Annotated in this window: 14 protein-coding genes; 5 read left to right on the plus strand and 9 right to left on the minus strand. The window is 70.3% G+C overall.

Annotation, left to right across the window (positions count from 1 at the left end; translation table 11 throughout):
* Window positions 1-941: mechanosensitive ion channel family protein (locus OOK38_RS00005; RefSeq protein WP_266847979.1), on the plus strand; the 941-nt coding region annotated here is incomplete at its 5' end.
* A gap of 61 nt (window positions 942-1,002) precedes the next feature.
* Here OOK38_RS00005 and OOK38_RS00010 read toward each other — a convergent pair.
* Window positions 1,003-2,553 (minus strand): M1 family metallopeptidase, encoded by a 1,551-nt coding sequence (locus OOK38_RS00010; RefSeq protein ID WP_266764163.1) that lies wholly within the window; start codon window positions 2,551-2,553, stop codon window positions 1,003-1,005.
* 281 nt (window positions 2,554-2,834) lie between these two features.
* Between OOK38_RS00010 and OOK38_RS00015 the strand changes: the two genes are divergently transcribed.
* From OOK38_RS00015 to OOK38_RS00025, 3 genes are all read left to right on the plus strand, one after another.
* Entirely contained in the window at window positions 2,835-5,054 is a 2,220-nt protein-coding gene (locus OOK38_RS00015; protein WP_266847981.1) for an NADP-dependent isocitrate dehydrogenase, read from the plus strand.
* A 287-nt stretch (window positions 5,055-5,341) separates the two neighbouring features.
* The gene (locus tag OOK38_RS00020) at window positions 5,342-6,400 is read left to right on the plus strand and encodes a nitrous oxide reductase family maturation protein NosD (protein ID WP_266764161.1); all 1,059 of its coding nucleotides are present in this window, start codon (window positions 5,342-5,344) and stop codon (window positions 6,398-6,400) included.
* 138 nt (window positions 6,401-6,538) lie between these two features.
* Entirely contained in the window at window positions 6,539-7,567 is a 1,029-nt protein-coding gene (locus OOK38_RS00025; RefSeq protein WP_266764160.1) for a methyltransferase, read from the plus strand.
* A gap of 87 nt (window positions 7,568-7,654) precedes the next feature.
* Here the strand turns inward: OOK38_RS00025 and OOK38_RS00030 are convergent, their stop codons facing one another.
* The 7 genes from OOK38_RS00030 to OOK38_RS00060 all read right to left on the minus strand — a co-directional run bounded on the left by OOK38_RS00030 (window position 7,655) and on the right by OOK38_RS00060 (window position 12,965).
* Window positions 7,655-7,987, minus strand: a complete 333-nt coding sequence (locus OOK38_RS00030) for a TcmI family type II polyketide cyclase (protein WP_266764159.1) — start codon at window positions 7,985-7,987, stop codon at window positions 7,655-7,657.
* A gap of 23 nt (window positions 7,988-8,010) precedes the next feature.
* A complete protein-coding gene (locus tag OOK38_RS00035; RefSeq protein WP_266764158.1) occupies window positions 8,011-8,490 on the minus strand; it encodes an SRPBCC family protein in 480 nt (159 codons plus the stop codon).
* A gap of 1 nt (window position 8,491) precedes the next feature.
* A complete protein-coding gene (locus OOK38_RS00040) occupies window positions 8,492-8,752 on the minus strand; it encodes a phosphopantetheine-binding protein (protein ID WP_266764157.1) in 261 nt (86 codons plus the stop codon).
* Between the two features lie 13 nt (window positions 8,753-8,765).
* Entirely contained in the window at window positions 8,766-10,028 is a 1,263-nt protein-coding gene (locus OOK38_RS00045; protein WP_266764156.1) for a ketosynthase chain-length factor, read from the minus strand.
* Window positions 10,025-11,293: a beta-ketoacyl synthase gene (locus tag OOK38_RS00050; RefSeq protein ID WP_266764155.1), complete on the minus strand. Its 1,269-nt coding sequence runs from the start codon at window positions 11,291-11,293 to the stop codon at window positions 10,025-10,027. The genes OOK38_RS00045 and OOK38_RS00050 overlap by 4 nt, the downstream gene beginning before the upstream one ends.
* Window positions 11,290-11,772: a cupin domain-containing protein gene (locus OOK38_RS00055; RefSeq protein WP_266764154.1), complete on the minus strand. Its 483-nt coding sequence runs from the start codon at window positions 11,770-11,772 to the stop codon at window positions 11,290-11,292. The genes OOK38_RS00050 and OOK38_RS00055 overlap by 4 nt, the downstream gene beginning before the upstream one ends.
* Before the next feature lie 68 nt (window positions 11,773-11,840).
* Window positions 11,841-12,965: a SchA/CurD-like domain-containing protein gene (locus tag OOK38_RS00060; protein WP_266847983.1), complete on the minus strand. Its 1,125-nt coding sequence runs from the start codon at window positions 12,963-12,965 to the stop codon at window positions 11,841-11,843.
* 235 nt (window positions 12,966-13,200) lie between these two features.
* Here OOK38_RS00060 and OOK38_RS00065 point away from each other — a divergent pair, with 235 nt between their 5' ends.
* Window positions 13,201-14,967 (plus strand): FAD-dependent monooxygenase, encoded by a 1,767-nt coding sequence (locus tag OOK38_RS00065; protein ID WP_266847984.1) that lies wholly within the window; start codon window positions 13,201-13,203, stop codon window positions 14,965-14,967.
* Between the two features lie 346 nt (window positions 14,968-15,313).
* Here OOK38_RS00065 and OOK38_RS00070 read toward each other — a convergent pair whose 3' ends face one another.
* On the minus strand, window positions 15,314-16,681 hold the full coding sequence (locus OOK38_RS00070) for a chloride channel protein (RefSeq protein ID WP_266849306.1): 1,368 nt from the start codon (window positions 16,679-16,681) through the stop codon (window positions 15,314-15,316).
* Window positions 16,682-16,737: the final 56 nt, after the last annotated feature.

Genomic DNA, 16,737 nt, shown 5'->3' on the forward strand with positions numbered 1-16,737 from the left:
TCGTGGCCGCGCTGCGCACCCTGGTGCCGTGGGCGGCCATCACGGCGGGCATGGCGTCGGCGGCCGCGGTGCTGCCGCTGACCGCGCCGGTCGGACGCACCGTCAACCGGTCGCTGACCGTCCTGCTCATCCTCGTCACGACGATCACCGCCGCCCGGCTGATCACCGGCCTGGTCCAGTCGGTGACCCAGTCCCGCTCGGGCGTCGCCGGTTCGGCCACCATCTTCGTCAACATCACCCGGGTCGTGGTGATGGCGATCGGCTTCCTGATCGTCCTGCAGACGCTGGGGATCTCGATAGCGCCTCTGCTGACGGCCCTGGGTGTGGGTGGTCTGGCCGTCGCCCTCGCCCTCCAGGACACCCTCGCCAACCTCTTCGCGGGCGTGCACATCCTCGCGTCGAAGACGATCCAGCCGGGCGACTACATCCGGCTGAGCAGCGGTGAGGAGGGATACGTCGTCGACATCAACTGGCGCAACACCACGGTCCGTCAGCTCTCCAACAACCTGGTCATCATCCCCAACGCCCAGCTGTCGGGCACCAACATGACCAACTTCACCCGGCCCGAGCAGCAGATGACGCTCCTCGTGCAGGTCGGCGTCGGCTACGACAGCGACCTGGACCATGTCGAGCGGGTCACCAACGAGATCGTCGCCGAGGTGATGACCGAGATCACCGGCGCCGTCCCGGACCACGAACCCGCCGTCCGTTTCCACACGTTCGGCGACTCCCGCATCGGCCTCACCGTGATCCTCGGCGTGGGCGAGTTCAGCGACCAGTACCGGATCAAGCACGAGTTCATCAAGCGCCTGCACCGGCGCTACCGGGACGAGGGCATCCGGATTCCGTCGCCCGCCCGGACGGTCGCGCTGCAGCCCGGCGGTGTGGGGCTCCTGGAGACCGCCATCCCGCATCAGCGCGAGGCCACGAAGCAGACCTGAGAACGGGCCGTGGGGCCGGGCGGAACACGTCCGCCCGGCCCTTCGCCGCTCGACGCGCGGGTCAGAGCGTGGCGGACGAGTCCGGGTAGTGGCCGGGCTCGCGGTGGCGGGGCGCGACCAGGCTCGACACGACCGGGGTGACCGTCCAGTCGGGGTGGTTCGGCATGCGCGGTGTCTTCGTCCCGTACAGCCAGTCGTTCAGGAAACCGGACTGGTCCTGTCCGGAGACCTCGGAGGCGACCGCGATGTAGTCGGCGGTGGTCGCCGCGGAGTTGCGGTACCGCTCCAGGAAGGTGCGCTCGATGCGGTTGAAGACGTCCTCGCCGACGGCCTCGCGCAGCGCGTAGAGGACCAGGACACCGCCCACGTAGCGCTGGTTGTCGAAGAGGTTGACGGCGTTCGGCGCGGCGACGGGCCCGGAGTCCCTGCGCCACTGGTCGCCCTTGGCGTACGTGTCCTTCATCCGGGCTTCGAGGGTGGTCAGACCGAGCGAGTCGGCCCAGCCGCGCTCGTAGCGGTAGAGCAGCCCGTAGAAGTCCGCGTGGCCCTCGTTCAGCCACAGGTCCGCCCAGTTGGCCGGGCTGACGCTGTTGCCGAACCAGGAGTGGACCAGCTCGTGCATCATGTGCGAGCCGATCTTCTTCTCCTCCTGGAGCAGGAAGTTCGGCTTGTAGAGCGTCAGGGTCTGGGTCTCCAGGCCCGTGAAGTCGAAGGCGTTCGCGGCGTCGGAGTTGCAGGGCAGCAACCCGTACGTCTCGAACGGGTAGGCCCCGAGCCGCTGCTCCAGCCAGTCGAGGAGGCCGGGGGTGAGCGCGAGCGCCGGCTCCAGCGCGGCGGCGCGCGCCGTCGGGACGACGTCCCGCAGCCCCAGCCCGTGCGGCCCCTGCCGCTCCTTGACGACGTAGTCGCCGACCGTGATCTGCACCAGCTCGGTGGCTATCGGCGAAGCCGAACGGTAGGTGTACGCCGTCCGGTCGCCGTCCAGGTTCTCCGTGCGGACCAGCGTGCCGCTCGCGACACCGCGCAGGGTGCTCGGCACGGTGATGCGGAAGCTGAAGTCCGCCTTGTCCGTCGGGTGGTCGTTGCACGGGAAGACGGTGTGCGCCGCGTTCGGCTGCGGGCACACCGCGAATCCGTCGACGGTGGGGACCCAGGCGGTGTACGCGAGCGTCCTGGCCGGGTCGGCGCCGTACTCGACGCAGACCGCGACGGCGCAGTGCTCCGGAAGGGTCCGGGCCGGGGTGACGCGCAGCTTCTCGCCCACCTGCTCGAAGGTGGCGGTCGCACCACCGACCCGCACCGAACGCACGTCCAGGCCGAGCGCGTCGAGCGAGAAGCGGGAGAGGTTCTGGGTCGCCTTGATCATCAAGGTCGCCTTGGCGTCGACCAGACGGGTCGTGGCGTCGTACGAGAAGTCGAGGTGGTACGCCTCGACGCGGTAGCCGGCGTTGCCGAGGGCCGGGAAGACGGAGTCGCCGAGGGTCTCCGCGCCCGGGGTGCCCTCAGGCCTTAAAGCCTGGGGGCGCGCCGAGGCCGCGGGTCCGGCGGCGAGCACGGCGGCCGTGCCGATCAGCGCGGCCGCGGGGGCCGTCACTCTGGTGCGATATCTCATGGTTCGCTTTCGTTCGGGCGGCGGGGAGCCTGGAGGCCCGTCGCCGGATCCAGTGGGTGATCGAGTGAGTGATCACCTTCCTTTACGCATGAGCGGGGCGCCCGGTTGCCTCCGGCTCAGCATTTCCGTTTTCACTCGGGCCCGCGTGTTCACTCCGGCCCGCCGCGGAGGGCGGTTTTCCGACGCGCTCGCCCGGCCCGGGACGTACCCCTGTCGAGCCGGGGTCGCTCACGAGATATCTTGATGTCGAGCAATGTTGCAGACGTGGAGCGGAGCACCCGGTGACTGACTCGACCATCATTTACACGCACACTGACGAGGCCCCGGCCCTGGCGACGTATTCGTTCCTGCCGGTGGTCCAGGCGTACGCCTCGCAGGCGGGTGTCACTGTGGAGACCCGTGACATCTCGCTGGCCGGGCGCATCATCGCCCTGTTCCCGGAGTTCCTCCGGGAGGACCAGCGCATCGAGGACGCCCTGTCCGAGCTCGGTGAGCTGGCCAAGACGCCCGGGGCGAACATCATCAAGCTGCCGAACATCTCGGCCTCGATCCCCCAGCTGAAGGCGGCGCTGGCCGAGCTGCAGGCGCAGGGCTACGCGCTCCCGGACTACCCGGACGACCCGAAGTCGGACGAGGAGCGCGACATCCGCGCCCGTTACGACAAGGTCAAGGGCAGCGCCGTGAACCCGGTGCTCCGCGAGGGCAACTCCGACCGCCGCGCCCCCGCGTCGGTCAAGAACTACGCCAAGACCCACCCGCACCGCATGGGCGCCTGGTCGTCGGACTCGAAGACGAACGTCGCCACCATGGGCGTCGACGACTTCCGCTCCACCGAGAAGTCGGCCGTGGTCTCCGAGGCCGGCGCGCTGAAGATCGAGCTGGTCGGCGACGACGGCTCCACCACCGTGCTGCGCGAGTCCGTACCGGTCAAGGCGGGCGAGGTCGTGGACGCGTCCGTCATGCACGTCGCGCCGCTGCGCGAGTTCCTCACCGAGCAGATCGCCCGCGCCAAGGCCGAGGACGTGCTGTTCTCGGTGCACCTCAAGGCCACGATGATGAAGGTCTCCGACCCGATCGTCTTCGGTCACGTCGTGCGCGCCTTCTTCCCGAAGACCTTCGCGAAGTACGGCGAGACGCTCGCCGCCGCCGGTCTCTCCCCGAACGACGGTCTCGGCGGCATCTACAAGGGCCTGGAGGCCCTGCCGGAGGGTGCCGGGATCAAGGCGTCCTTCGACGCCGAGCTCGCCGAGGGCCCGGCCCTGGCGATGGTCGACTCCGACAAGGGCATCACCAACCTGCACGTGCCGTCCGACGTCATCGTCGACGCCTCGATGCCGGCCATGATCCGCACCTCCGGCCACATGTGGGGCCCGGACGGCCAGGAGGCCGACACCCTCGCCGTGCTGCCGGACAGCAGCTACTCCGGTGTCTACCAGGTCGTCATCGACGACTGCCGCGCCAACGGCGCCTTCGACCCGTCGACCATGGGCACCGTCCCGAACGTCGGTCTGATGGCGCAGAAGGCCGAGGAGTACGGCAGCCACGACAAGACCTTCGAGATCCCGGTCACCGGCACGGTCCGCCTCGTCGACCAGGCCGGCAACGTCGTCCTGGAGCAGACCGTCTCCGCGGGCGACATCTTCCGCGCCTGCCAGACCAAGGACGCCCCGATCCGCGACTGGGTGAAGCTGGCCGTCACCCGTGCCCGCGCCACCGGCGACCCGGCCGTGTTCTGGCTGGACGAGGACCGCGCGCACGACGCCGTGCTCATCGAGAAGATCAAGCAGTACCTTCCGGAGCACGACACCGAGGGCCTGGACATCCGTGTCCTGTCCCCGGTCGAGGCGACCAAGCTGTCCGTGGAGCGCATCCGCCGCGGCGAGAACACGATCTCGGTCACCGGCAACGTGCTGCGCGACTACCTCACCGACCTGTTCCCGATCCTGGAGCTGGGCACCAGCGCCAAGATGCTGTCGGTCGTCCCGCTGATGGCGGGCGGCGGCCTCTTCGAGACGGGCGCCGGCGGCTCCGCGCCGAAGCACGTGCAGCAGCTCGTCAAGGAGAACTACCTGCGCTGGGACAGCCTCGGTGAGTTCCTCGCGCTGGCCTCCAGCTTCGAGCACCTCGCGACCACCACGGGCAACGCGCGCGCCCAGGTGCTCGCGGACACCCTCGACCGCGCGACGGCGACCTTCCTCGACGAGGACAAGTCGCCGACCCGTCGCGTCGGCGGCATCGACAACCGCGGCAGCCACTTCTTCCTCTCCCTGTACTGGGCGAAGGAGCTGGCGCAGCAGACCGACGACGCGGACCTCGCCAAGGCGTTCGCCCAGCTCGCCGAGGTGCTGACCGCGCAGGAGCAGACGATCGTGGGCGAGCTGATCGCGGTCCAGGGCGACGCGGCCGACATCGGCGGCTACTACCAGCCCGACCCGGCCAAGGCCGCCTCCGTGATGCGCCCGTCGGCCACCTGGAACGAGGCACTGGCGATCCTCGCCTGACCTGAGCACACCTCGCGGACACGCCCCGCGCACGCCGCCCCGGCCGGATCCCTCAGGCCGGGGCGGCTGTCGTCGTGCCGGGGGCGCCCGCCCGGGCGCGACGGAGTGACTTACTCCAGGCATGTGCGTCAGGCACGGAGTCCGAGCCGAGCGCGGCGCGACCGGCCGCCACGAGCAAGGTCGCTCCGCACGCCACTGTGACTTCGTTCGGCGCGTCACGGTGATGGAGCGGGCCACCTGGACGAGCACCGGTGGCGGGCCCGAACGCCCCTTCATAGCTTCGGCCCATGACCAAACAACAGATGGCCTACCTCGCGTGCACCGCGGTGGTCCTGGCCTCAGGGCTGGGCGCAGCCCCTTCGGCCGACCACCGTTCGGTGCACGTGGTGCGCGCCGGAGAATCCATCCAGAAGGCCGTGGACTCGGCGAAGCGGGGCGACACCGTCCTCGTCCGCCCCGGCACTTATCACGAGAGCGTCCGCATCACGGTGTCGGACCTGACCCTGCGGGGCACCGACGCCCGTTCCACCGTCATCGTTCCGGGTACGGCCACCGCCGACGCGTGTTCCAAGGCGGGCAACGGCGTTTGTGTGACGGGGACGGACAGCAGTCCCGTCCGGGGTGTCACCGTGACCTCACTGACCATCAAGGGCTTCGCCAAGCAGGGCCTGTGGGCGTCGAGGACCGACCGGCTGACGGTCCGCAGGGTGACCTCCGAGAAGAACGGCCAGTGGGGTCTCGCCTCGGAGCGGTCCGTCCGCGGGAGGTTCGTCCACAACATCGCCAAGGACAACGGCGACGCCGGTCTCTTCCTCTCCAACACGGTCGACACCGAGGAGGGAGCCCGTGACACCAAGGGAACGGTGGCCAGGTACAACCTGCTGAGCGGCAACCGGATCGGCATCACGGTGCGGCGGCTGCGGAACCTGACCGTCGCCCACAACGAGGCCACCGGCAACTGCGCCGCGGTCTTCGTCGTGGGTGACGAGAACAAGCCACGTATCGGCGGAATCAGTGTGCGCCGCAACTACATCCACGCCAATAACAAGTCCTGCCCCAAGACCCCGCGGCTGCCCGCGCTCCAGGGTTCGGGGATCGTCCTCACCGGCGCCGAGGACACGCACGTGACCCGGAACCGGGTCGAGGACAACGTGGGCACGTCCCCGCTGTCCGGCGGCATCGTGCTGTTCAAGAGCTTCGTGGGCGCGCTCAGCGAGAACAACGAGGTGCGCGACAACGTGGTCCTGCGCAACGGCCCGTCGGACCTGGCCAACCGCGACACCGGCAAGAACAACTCGTTCCGGGGCAACACCTGCGCGGTCTCCGAGCCCGCCGGAATGTGCTGACGTCCCACCCGTCCACAGGACCGGGTCCGCACTCCCGTACGGCCCGGTCCTGCCTCCGTACCGCCAGGTCCGCCCCCCGTCCGGACCGGCCCGGTCTCCCCGTACAGCACGGCATCAGAATCAGAAGCGAGGCATTGAATGACGACTGTCGATCAGAGTCCCCCGCCGTCCATGCAACTGAGGGAACTCGTCTTCGGAGCGGCCCGCGCAGCCGCCGTACGCGCCGCCGCCCGTCTGGGTGTGGCGGACGCGCTGGACGACACGCCCATGAGCGCCGAGGACCTGGCGGCGGCGGTGAAGACCCAGCCGAAGACCCTGCGCCGGCTGCTGCGCGCCCTGTCCTGCCAGGGCGTCTTCGCGGAACGCCCCGACGGCATGTTCGAGCACACGGAGATGTCCCGGCTCCTGCGCGAGGACGACCCGCACAGCCTCCGCTACATCGCGCTGTGGTGCACCGAGCCGTGGACGTGGAACGTCTGGCCGAAGCTCGACGAGGCGGTGCGCTCCGGCCGCAACGTCTTCGAGGACGTGTACGACAAGGAGTTCTTCACGTACCTCAACGAAGACGCCCCCGAGTCCGCGCACGTCTTCAACCGGGCCATGACGACGTCCAGTTCGCAGTCGGCCCAGGACGTCGCGAACCTGCTCGACCTGCGGGGTGTGAAGGCGGTCGCCGACATCGGAGGCGGTCAGGGACACGTCGTGGCCTGCCTGCTGGAGAAGCACCCGGGCATGCACGGCACCCTGCTCGACCTGCCGGGCGTGGTGGAGAACGCCGATCCCCGCCTGCGGAGCGGCGGGGCGCTGGCCGACCGGGTGCGGATCGTGGCCGGGGACTGCCGTGAGGACATCCCGGTCCAGGCGGACGTGTACATCATCAAGAACATCCTGGAGTGGGACGACGAGAGCACCCGCCGTGCGCTCGCGAACGTCCGCAAGGCCGCGCGGCCCGGTGCCCGCGTCGTCGTCATCGAGAACCTCGTGGACGACACCCCGTCGATGCGCTTCACGACGGCCATGGACCTGCTGCTGCTCCTCAACGTCGGCGGTGCCAAGCACACCCGGCAGAGCATGGTCGACCGGCTCACGGACGCGGGTCTGGTCATCGGCGAGATCCGCCCGGTGAACGCCTATCTGCACGCCTTCGAGTGCACCGTCCCCGGCTGATCCGTCCGCAACGCCGAGGAAAACCCGAGGCCGCCGGTTCCGCTTCTTCGCGGAGCCTGCGGCCTCGGGTTGTGTCACGGTGCTCGTTCAGGAGGCGGAGTCCCGCTCCCAGCGGTAGAAGCAGTGCGCCATGGCGTCCTTGGGGCTCCGCCAGGTCTGCGGGTCGTACGCGCTGACGTACGCCGACAGTTCCTCGCTGACACTGCGGAACTCGGGGTGCCCGACCACCTTCGCGATGGCGGGTGCCGGGTCCCGGTCGGATTCGATGAGGTGCAGATACACATCACCGAACTGGAAGAGGCTGCGCCGGTTGACTCCGATGAGGTGCGGGAGTTCACCCCGGTCGGAGGCGGCGAACACGTCGGAGATCGCCGGCGCCGAGTCGGGCGCCATGCGGGCGACGATCAGGGCGTGATGCATCGGGTTTCCTTCCTGTGCCGGGATCAACGGGGCATGGCGGCCGGGCTGCGGCGCTCACGGGCGGCCTGCTCGATCCGGTCCCGGATGAGCGCCATCTGCGTGACGGAGTTGCGGTTGATGTTGTCCGTCATCCACGCGTCGTCGACCGGGGCCTCGGGCTTCATCGCGAAGTCCTGCACCCAGCGCATGTGGGTGCCGGCCGGGGTCTCCTCGTACTCCCACCGGATGTTCATGTGCGCGAACGGTCCCGTCTCGACGCGGCGGGCCCGGACGGTCCGCCTCGCCCGGTCCACGGTTCTCTGCGAGACCCAGCTCCACACCTTCCCGTTGTCGTCCGGGTGCATGGTGAGGCGGAAGGTGGTCGTGTCGCCGTCCCGGGAGAGGACTTCGAGGGACGCGTACTCGCTGAAGAGCTGAGGCCAGTTCTCGATGTCGTTCGTGATGTCCCAGACGAGGTCGAGAGGAGCGTCGATCGTGATGCTGTTGTCGGTGTGTCCGGGCACTTCAGGCTCCAGCCTTGAGGTTGTCGTTGACGAGATCGAGGAACTCGCGGGGGGTCTTGCAGCGCTCCGTGTCGGGGGGCAGGGGCCGGCTGTACCGGTTCTCCAGCTCGCCGACGATGCCGAGCAGCCCGAGCGAGTCGAGTCCGAGGGTGCCGAACGGCGCGTCGGACGCCTGCGCGAGCTCCTTGGGGTCGACGGTGATCCCGGCCGCCTTCTTCATGAGGGCGGCCAGTTCGTCGTAGGTCACTTCGGTGGTGATCATGCGGGTGTTCCCTTCACTTGCGCCCGGGCTCCCGGGCGGAGTCGCCGCCGCGGCGCACGACCAGCGCCGCGTTGGAACCCATGAGTCCCCTGCTGAGGATCAGGGCCGTGTGCAGCTCGGCGGGGCGGGCGTTCGACGTCACCAGGTCGAGGTCGTGGCAGATGTCGAACACGTTCGGGGTGGGCGGGACCTGGCCGTGCTCCATCGCGAGCACCGCGGCCGCGGTGTCCAGCAGGGGTGCCCCGCAGTAGGCCCGTCCGATTCCCGTCTTGGGTGCCGTGACGGGTACGCGGGTTCCGTGTGCTCCCAGGGCGTCGGCGATGGCCAGGGCTTCGGCGCGGTCGGCCGCCGGGACGCCCAGGGCGTCGGCGAAGACGACGTCGATCTCCTCCGGGGCGCAGTCCGCCTCGGCGAGGGCGCCCCGGATCGCGTGCGCGAGTCCCTCCCGGGACCGCTCCCACTGCGAGGCGCCGGTGAACGTGGCCCCGTGTCCGGCCACGACGGCCCGGACGGCCGCTCCCCGCTCGCGGGCACGCCCCTCGTCCTCCACGACGAGCATGGCGCCGCCTTCCGCGGGCACGAAGCCGCAGGCTCCCCTGGTGAAGGGGCGGTAGGCGCGATCGGGGTCCTCGACGGTGCTGAGCTCGGGGTAGGCGAGCTGGCAGACCATCGAGTACGGGGCCAGGGGCGCCTCCGCGGCTCCGACGAGCATCGCGCCGGTGCCGCGCCGTACGCCGCGGGCGGCGTGCGCGATGGCGTCCAGTCCGCCCGCCTCGTCGCTCGCGACCACTCCGCACGGTCCCTTGAAGCCGCCGCGGATGGAGATCTGGCCGGTGCTGGCGGCGTAGAACCAGGCGATGGACTGGTACGGGCCGACGAACCGGGAACCCTGTCCCCACAGCTTCTGCAGTTCCCGCTGGCCGAACTCGCCGCCGCCTGATCCGGCGGCGGTGACCACACCGATGTCGTACGCCTCCTCGGGGTCGACCGCGCCGAGGCCCGCGTCGTCGAGGGCGAGGACGGTCGCCGCCATCGCGAAATGGCTGAACCGGTCGGTCTGGACGAGGAACCGTTCCTCGATGAGGTCCGCGGCGTCGAAGGCCCGGACCTCACCCGCGACGCGCAGCGGCAGATGCTCGCAGCCCTCGCGGGTGATCCGGTCCAGAACGCCGAGGCCCTCCCTGACGGACTTCCAGTACGCGTCCGCACGCAATCCGTTGGGCGCGATGACACCGATGCCGGTGACGGCCGCGCGCCGGGGGCGCTGAGTACTCATCGTGTCCTCCCACCCGTCCCGGTCAGGAGCACCGCGGACTGGAATCCGCCGAACCCGCTGCCGACGGAGAGCACATTCCTGAGCTTCCGGGGGCGTGCGGTGCGCGGCACGTAGTCCAGGTCGCACTCGGGGTCGGGGGTTTCGTAGTTCGCCGTGGGCGGCACCACCTGGTGCTTCAGGGCGAGGACGCAGGCGACGACCTCGATCGCGCCGATCGCGCCCAGCGAGTGGCCCACCATGGATTTGATGGAGCTCATGGGCGTGTTGTAGGCGTGCTCGCCCAGGGACAGCTTGACCGCGGCGGTCTCGTGCCGGTCGTTCTGCCGGGTGCCCGAGCCGTGCGCGTTGACGTAGTCGATCAGCGTCGGGTCGAGGCGGGCCTGATCGAGCGTGCTGTCGATCGCCCGGGACATCTCCAGGCCCTCGCTGGTCAGACCGGTCATGTGATAGGCGTTGCCGTAGGTGGCGTAGCCGCCGATCTCGCAGTAGATGTGCGCGCCGCGGGCCCTGGCGTGCTCGTACTCCTCCAGGATCAGCACGGCCGCGCCCTCGCCCATGACGAAACCGTTGCGGTTGGCGTCGAAGGGCCGGGAGGCGTGCTCGGGGTCGTCGTTGTTGGGCGACGTGGCCTTGATGGCGTCGAAGCAGGCCATGGTGATCGGGGATATCGGCGAGTCGGACGCCCCGGCGATGCAGACGTCGGCCCGGCCTTCCTCGATGGTGTGGAAGGCGTATCCGACCGCGTCGAGTCCGGAGGTGCAGCCGGTGGAGACGGTCTGCACGGGTCCCTGGGCCCCGAACTGCTCGGCGACGACCGAGGCGAGCGTGCTGGGCGCGAACGCCAGGTGCAGTCGCGGGTCGGCCGCCCGATGGTCCACGTCCCACCGCCGGCCGCCTTCGCTGACCTTGACGTAGTCGTGCTCCAGGCGGGTGGTGCCGCCGACGGCGCTGCCCAGGGAGACGGCGACGCGCCAGGGGTCCTGGCTGCCGGCGTCGAGTCCCGAGTCACGGACGGCTTCTCCGGCGGCGACCACCGCGAACTGGATGTAGCGGTCGGCGTCCCGGATCAGCTCCGGGTCGAGTCCGTGGTCGAGCGGGTCGAAGTCGCATTCGGCGGCTATGCGGGAGCGCAGTCCCGCCGGATCGAACAGCGTGATGCCGCGGGTCGCGGTGCGGCCGCCTGCGAGGAGGTCCCAGAACGCCTTCGTTCCGGTACCGCCCGGAGCGACCACACCGATGCCGGTGACGGCCACCCGCCGGGTCACTGTATGGCCCCACTTCGCTCGGACGGCTGTCCGTGGTCCGGCGCGGACAGGTCCGGGCCGCCGATGACGACCTCGTGGCCGGGCGCGGCGGCGTCGGTCGCCTCCGTGTCGACGTGGCCGAGGCTCGGACGCGGGGCGAGCGGGCCCAGGTGGAAGACCATGCGGGCTTCCTCGTCGCCGACGTTGCGGAAGCGGTGCCGCATGTCGATCGGGATCAACAGGCCCTGGTCGGGCCGGAGCGCGAACGCCTCACCGTCCAGGTCCACTTCGAGGGCGCCGCTGACCACGTACACGAACTCCTCGGAGTACGGGTGGTAGTGCTCGCCGATGCGCTCGCCGGGCTGGATGATGGCCAGACCCATGAAGCCGCTGGTGGACCCCGCCGTGGCGGGCGTGAGCAGGGCCCGGATGTCGCCTCCGCGCCTGCGGTTGGGTTCCGTCTCGCTCAGGTCCACGATGCGTGGATGGTGCTTGATCATGCTTGGTACCTCCGGGTGGGGCGAGGACGTCGGATGGGACGTCCGGGGACGCGGGCTGCGGCGGTCCGTCAGGAGCCCGCCGCGCTGCGGTCGGTGATGGGCAGCATGTCGGCGTGCGACAGGAGGCGGTTGATGTTGCGTTCCGTATCCAGCGAGCCCTCGACGCCGATCGCGGCACCGTCGAGGAGACGCTCGAGCTCGGCGGCCTTCTTGGTGCCCTTGAGGCCGAGGGAGGCGACGGGGTCGCCGTCGAGCTCGCCCACGATGTCGATGAGCCGCACCACGATGTCGTCGCGCTGGAAGACGGTGCTGCTGTACACCGGGCTGTCCTTGTCGTCGGCCGCGGCCTCGTCCTGGTGGGCCAGCAGCCGGGCGAGTTCCATGCCGCTGCCCGGCCGGGCCGGGTAGTACAGCGCGTGCCGGCGCAGCTTCGCGGGTTCCTTGCGGCCGGAGACCACGTGGTGCACGGCCGGGAGCGCCGCCCGGGTGAAGAACACCCGTGCCGAGTCGGGGTCGCTCAGGTCCCGGTCCTGCTCCAGGTAGGGGTTGATGGCCTCCTCGACCGCCCGTACCTCGGGCTGGCGCGAGACGTGGCGCAGTGCCGCGAGGAGGTCGCCCTCCACCTCGACGGCCCGCACGACGCGGTTGCCGTGCATGAAGAGCGAGGTGCGGCGCAGCCGGGTGGTGTCGTCGACCTGGGCCTGGGGCGACTGGTACCCGGCCAGGATCTCGGCGACCTTCGACTCGGATCCGGGCTTGACGGTGAAGGTGAGGGCGTGGCGTGCCACACCGTTGCCGACACGGGCCTCGACCTGCTTGGGCGCCTTGGCCGACTCCGGGGTGAGCGGTTCGGCGGGGCTCGTCTCGCGGAGGATGCTGTAGCGCATCGACCGGGTGTCCCGGACGCAGCTGTGCATCGGCCTGACGGTTTCGACGTGCTCCTCGCTGTTCACCCAGGCGAGGAAGGGCGGGGCGCTCTCCCACTCGCTGGTGATGAGCCACTGCGAGGGGTTCTCGATCGACTGGCACAGCTGGTCACTGATGTGGCCGGGGACCGAGGCGACCTGGTTGCGCATGAGTTCGTACGCGTCGAGGAACTGCTGCTGAGCGCCTTCGTACAGGTCGAGCAGCAGGATCACCCGAAGCCTGGAGCCGTCGAACGCCGACTGCGAGATACGTCCTGAGGGAGTCATTCCGGCACACCTCTCCTTTTCGTCACGGAAAGTCAGGAACGACCGCGGTATCCGAAACGCCGGGGCCGCCATGAGCTGATCGTTGACGCGAGCTCCCCAGTGCGCGAGCCCCACGGGTCGGACGAGTGAACCGCGCGCCATCCGGGTGCCCCTGGCGCGCGAACCGGTCCACAAGGGGCATGGAACCTGCATCCCCTTCCCTCACTCACGTCGCAGGCGACGCTGGAGGCAATCAATGAACCGATTCGAAGAGGCCGGAGAGATCGGTCACCACACGCCCGTCCTCATCGTCGGCGGCTCTCTGGTGGGCCTGTCCACCTCGCTGTTCCTGGGGCGGCTCGGCGTGCCGCACATCCTGGTGGAGCGCCACGCGGGCACCTCGATCCATCCGCGGGGGCGCGGCAACAATGTGCGCACCATGGAGGTCTTCCGGGTGGCCGGGGTCCAGCGGCGCATCGAGGAGGCCGCGTCGGTCCTCGCGGACAACCACGGCATCCTGCAGACGCCGACCCTGGTGGGCGATGCCGGCGAATGGCTGTTCAAGGAGATCGATCCCGGCAACGGACTCGCCCGTTTCAGCCCGGGCGCATGGTGCCTGTGCAGCCAGAACGACCTGGAGCCGGTGCTGCTGGAGAGTGCCCGGGAGCTGGGCGGCGACCTGCGGTTCTCCACCGAGCTGATGTCGTTCGAGCAGGACGCCGAGGGCGTGACCGCGAAGGTCAAGAGCCGGGAGACCGGCGAGCACACCACGATCCGCGCGGACTACCTCGTCGCGGCGGACGGTCCGCGCAGCCCCATCCGCGAAGCGCTGCGCATCGGGCAGACCGGGCCGGGCGACCTGTTCCACAACGTGAGCGTCACGTTCACCTCGCGCGGCCTCGCGGACGTCGTCGGTGACCGGCGGTTCATCGTCTGTTACCTGACCAACCCGGAGGCCGACGGGGCTCTGCTGCCGGTCGACAACAAGGAGCACTGGGTCTTCCACGCTCCCTGGCACCCCGAACACGGCGAGACCCTGGAGGAGTTCACCGACGAGCGCTGTGTGGACCACATCCGGCGGGCCATCGGCGTGCCGGATCTGGATGTGGAGATCACCGGCAGGGCCGCCTGGCACGCCGCCGAGCGGGTCGCCGAACGGTACGCGCGGGACCGGGTGTTCCTGGCCGGCGACTCGGCCCACGAGATGTCCCCCACCGGGGCGTTCGGGTCCAACACCGGTATCCAGGACGCGCACAACCTGGCCTGGAAACTGTCCGCCGTGCTGTCCGGCTGGGCCGGTCCGGGACTGCTGGAGTCCTACGACGCCGAGCGCCGGCCGGTGGCCGAGGCGACGAGCGCGCGGGCCTCCTCGCGTTCGGTCGAGCACAGCCACCCCGGGTACACCCCCGGTCCCGAAGCCGGTGGTCAAGGCGGCCCCGGTGGTCAAGGCGGTCCTGGCGGCCCCGGCGGTCGAGGCGGCCCCGGCGGTCAGGGCGGTCCCGGCGGTCAGGGCGGTCCCGGCGGTCAGGGCGGTCCCGGCGGCAGGAAGGGCGGGATCCTCAACGTGGCGCTCGCCTACCGCTACCCGCGGGGCGCGGTCCTGGGCGCCGATCCGGCCGGTCCGGTCGTGCCCGAGGGGGTACGGCTGACGGGCGAGCCCGGAACCCGGGCGCCGCACCTGTGGCTGACCCGCGCCGGGGCCCGGATCTCCACCCTCGATCTGTACGAGCGGTCCATGGTGCTGCTGAGCGCGGCGGACGGCGCCGGCGGGTGGGACGCCGCGGCGAGGGACCTGGCCCGGCAGATGTCCGTCCCGCTCGACTCCCACCGGATCGGCACGGGGCCCGAGGCGGACCTCGTCCCCGCGGGTGACGCGGACTGGGCGGAGATCCACGGCGTCACCTCGGACGGTGCGGTGCTGGTACGCCCCGACGGATTCGTCGCCTGGCGCTCCGAGGGGCCGGTCAAGGATCCTCGGACGACCCTGCGGGAGGCCCTGATCTCACTGCTGGACCAGGCCTGACCTGCCCGTTCCGGGCGGGTCCAGGACATCGCCCGGCCGGGAGGCCGGCCACCGTCCCCTGAGAAGCGCGGAAACGGCCGGAGGCCGTATCGGAATTCCGATACGGCCTCCGGCCTCGTCTCGGCCCCTCTCGCCTCAACTGCCCCGAAGGCAAAGGAGGTCGAAGCACGTCACGGCTCGGTCCTGCCGCCCTCCCCTGGGCAGACGGCGGTTGACTGTCGCCGGTGAACGCACCGTTCGGGCCGTCGTAGTCGGGCGCCACGGCGTTTCAGCGACTGCTGAACGCCGTTGACCATGGTCGGCTCCGGGATGCCGGCGGCCTCCAGGACGGTCGGCGCGACGTCGATCACGTGGGTGAACCATTGGCGTTCTCCGCCGGGGGCGAGGCGGGGATGGCGGCGGGAGCGGGGGCGAGGCGCAGCGAGAGGACGTAGGAGACCACGACCGCGACGATCACGAGGGGCATGACGGTGAGGCCCTGCGTCCCCAGGAGCAGGGTGGCCAGCAGCACCGCGGTCATCGGCAGTTTCAGCAGCGCGACGCACATCGCGCCGACGCCCATGGCGAAGCCGGATGTCACGTCCAGCCCGGGGAGGTGGCTCATGGCCAGCCCGACGGCCGCTCCCACGAACATCGAGGGAAAGACCGGACCGCCGCGGAAGCTGCTGAGGGAAAGGCTGTAGGCGACGGACTTGCAGACCACGAGGACGACCAGGGTGGCCGCCGTGTATCCGGCCTCACCGGCCAGCAGCGGGCCGAGGGCGCTCTGGCCCGAGTACAGCACGTCGGACGCCGCCCTCCCCGTCCCCTCGGCGTACACGAGCGCTGCCACTCCCACGAGGGCACCGGTCAGCGCCGTGGCCGCCACCCGCCGCCGCTCGACCCGGGGCTGCAGGAAGAGTGCCGCCCGACGGATGCCCGTCCCGAGCAGGGCGGCGACCACTCCGATGACGAGTGCCCAGCCGAACCCGGCCATGTCGGGGCGGTCGGCGTGCGGCACTTGCTGAAGCACCAGGGAGTACGTGCCCAGTCCGGTCCATGACCCGAGTCCGGTGAAGATCAGTGAGCCGACACCGGCGGCGAGCAGGCCCGGCACCAGGACGACGCCCATCATCACGCCGCCGAGGCCCGCCGCCTCCATCAGGAGGAACGCGCCGAGCAGAGGGGAGCCGAGCAGTGTGCTGACGGCCGCGAAGCTCCCCGCGGCCCCCAGCACGGCGCTCGCGCTCGGCTGGATGTCACGCTTCACCGACCTGACGGCGTACACCGCCAGGCCTCCGCCGAGCGCGATGAGCGGTGCTTCGGGCCCGAGCACCACGCCCATTCCCAGCGAGGCCACCGCCGCGAGTGCGATGGCGGGCAGTTCCGCCGCCGACGGAGCTCCCTTGGTGACGAGACCCTCGGCCGGCTTGTGCCCGCCCTCCCCCGGCAGGTACCGGATGGTCAGCGCCACCAGTAGTCCGGCCAGGGTCAGAAGCGGGATCGGCCACCATGACGGCGTCCCGTCGAAGCCCAGACCTCTGGGCAGGTCGGTGTAGGTCAGCGACTGGAGTTCGGACACGAGTGCGAGAAATCCGAACGCGAACGCGGAGATCGGGATGCCGAGAAGCGCCGTCATCACCAGCAGAACCGCGTACCGGCGACTGCGGATCAGCGCGAGCGGATCCAGCGGTGCGGCGGGGGAAGGTCCGGCGGGTGTGGCCGACACGCTCATCGTCTCCTCGGTATCGGAAGCCATCTGAAACACGTCGGCGTACAGGCCTCGTGGCT

Source organism: Streptomyces sp. NBC_00568 (genome assembly GCF_026341855.1).
Classification (GTDB): Bacteria; Actinomycetota; Actinomycetes; order Streptomycetales; family Streptomycetaceae; genus Streptomyces.

What these genes read in the sequence shown, in the direction of transcription:
- OOK38_RS00010 (WP_266764163.1), bottom strand. Translation starts at nt 2,553, where the DNA reads ATGAGATATCGCACCAGAGTGACGGCCCCCGCGGCCGCGCTGATCGGC.
- OOK38_RS00020 (WP_266764161.1), top strand. Translation starts at nt 5,342, where the DNA reads ATGACCAAACAACAGATGGCCTACCTCGCGTGCACCGCGGTGGTCCTG.
- OOK38_RS00025 (WP_266764160.1), top strand. Translation starts at nt 6,539, where the DNA reads ATGACGACTGTCGATCAGAGTCCCCCGCCGTCCATGCAACTGAGGGAA.
- OOK38_RS00030 (WP_266764159.1), bottom strand. Translation starts at nt 7,987, where the DNA reads ATGCATCACGCCCTGATCGTCGCCCGCATGGCGCCCGACTCGGCGCCG.
- OOK38_RS00040 (WP_266764157.1), bottom strand. Translation starts at nt 8,752, where the DNA reads ATGATCACCACCGAAGTGACCTACGACGAACTGGCCGCCCTCATGAAG.
- OOK38_RS00045 (WP_266764156.1), bottom strand. Translation starts at nt 10,028, where the DNA reads ATGAGTACTCAGCGCCCCCGGCGCGCGGCCGTCACCGGCATCGGTGTC.
- OOK38_RS00055 (WP_266764154.1), bottom strand. Translation starts at nt 11,772, where the DNA reads ATGATCAAGCACCATCCACGCATCGTGGACCTGAGCGAGACGGAACCC.
- OOK38_RS00060 (WP_266847983.1), bottom strand. Translation starts at nt 12,965, where the DNA reads ATGACTCCCTCAGGACGTATCTCGCAGTCGGCGTTCGACGGCTCCAGG.
- OOK38_RS00065 (WP_266847984.1), top strand. Translation starts at nt 13,201, where the DNA reads ATGAACCGATTCGAAGAGGCCGGAGAGATCGGTCACCACACGCCCGTC.
- OOK38_RS00070 (WP_266849306.1), bottom strand. Translation starts at nt 16,681, where the DNA reads ATGAGCGTGTCGGCCACACCCGCCGGACCTTCCCCCGCCGCACCGCTG.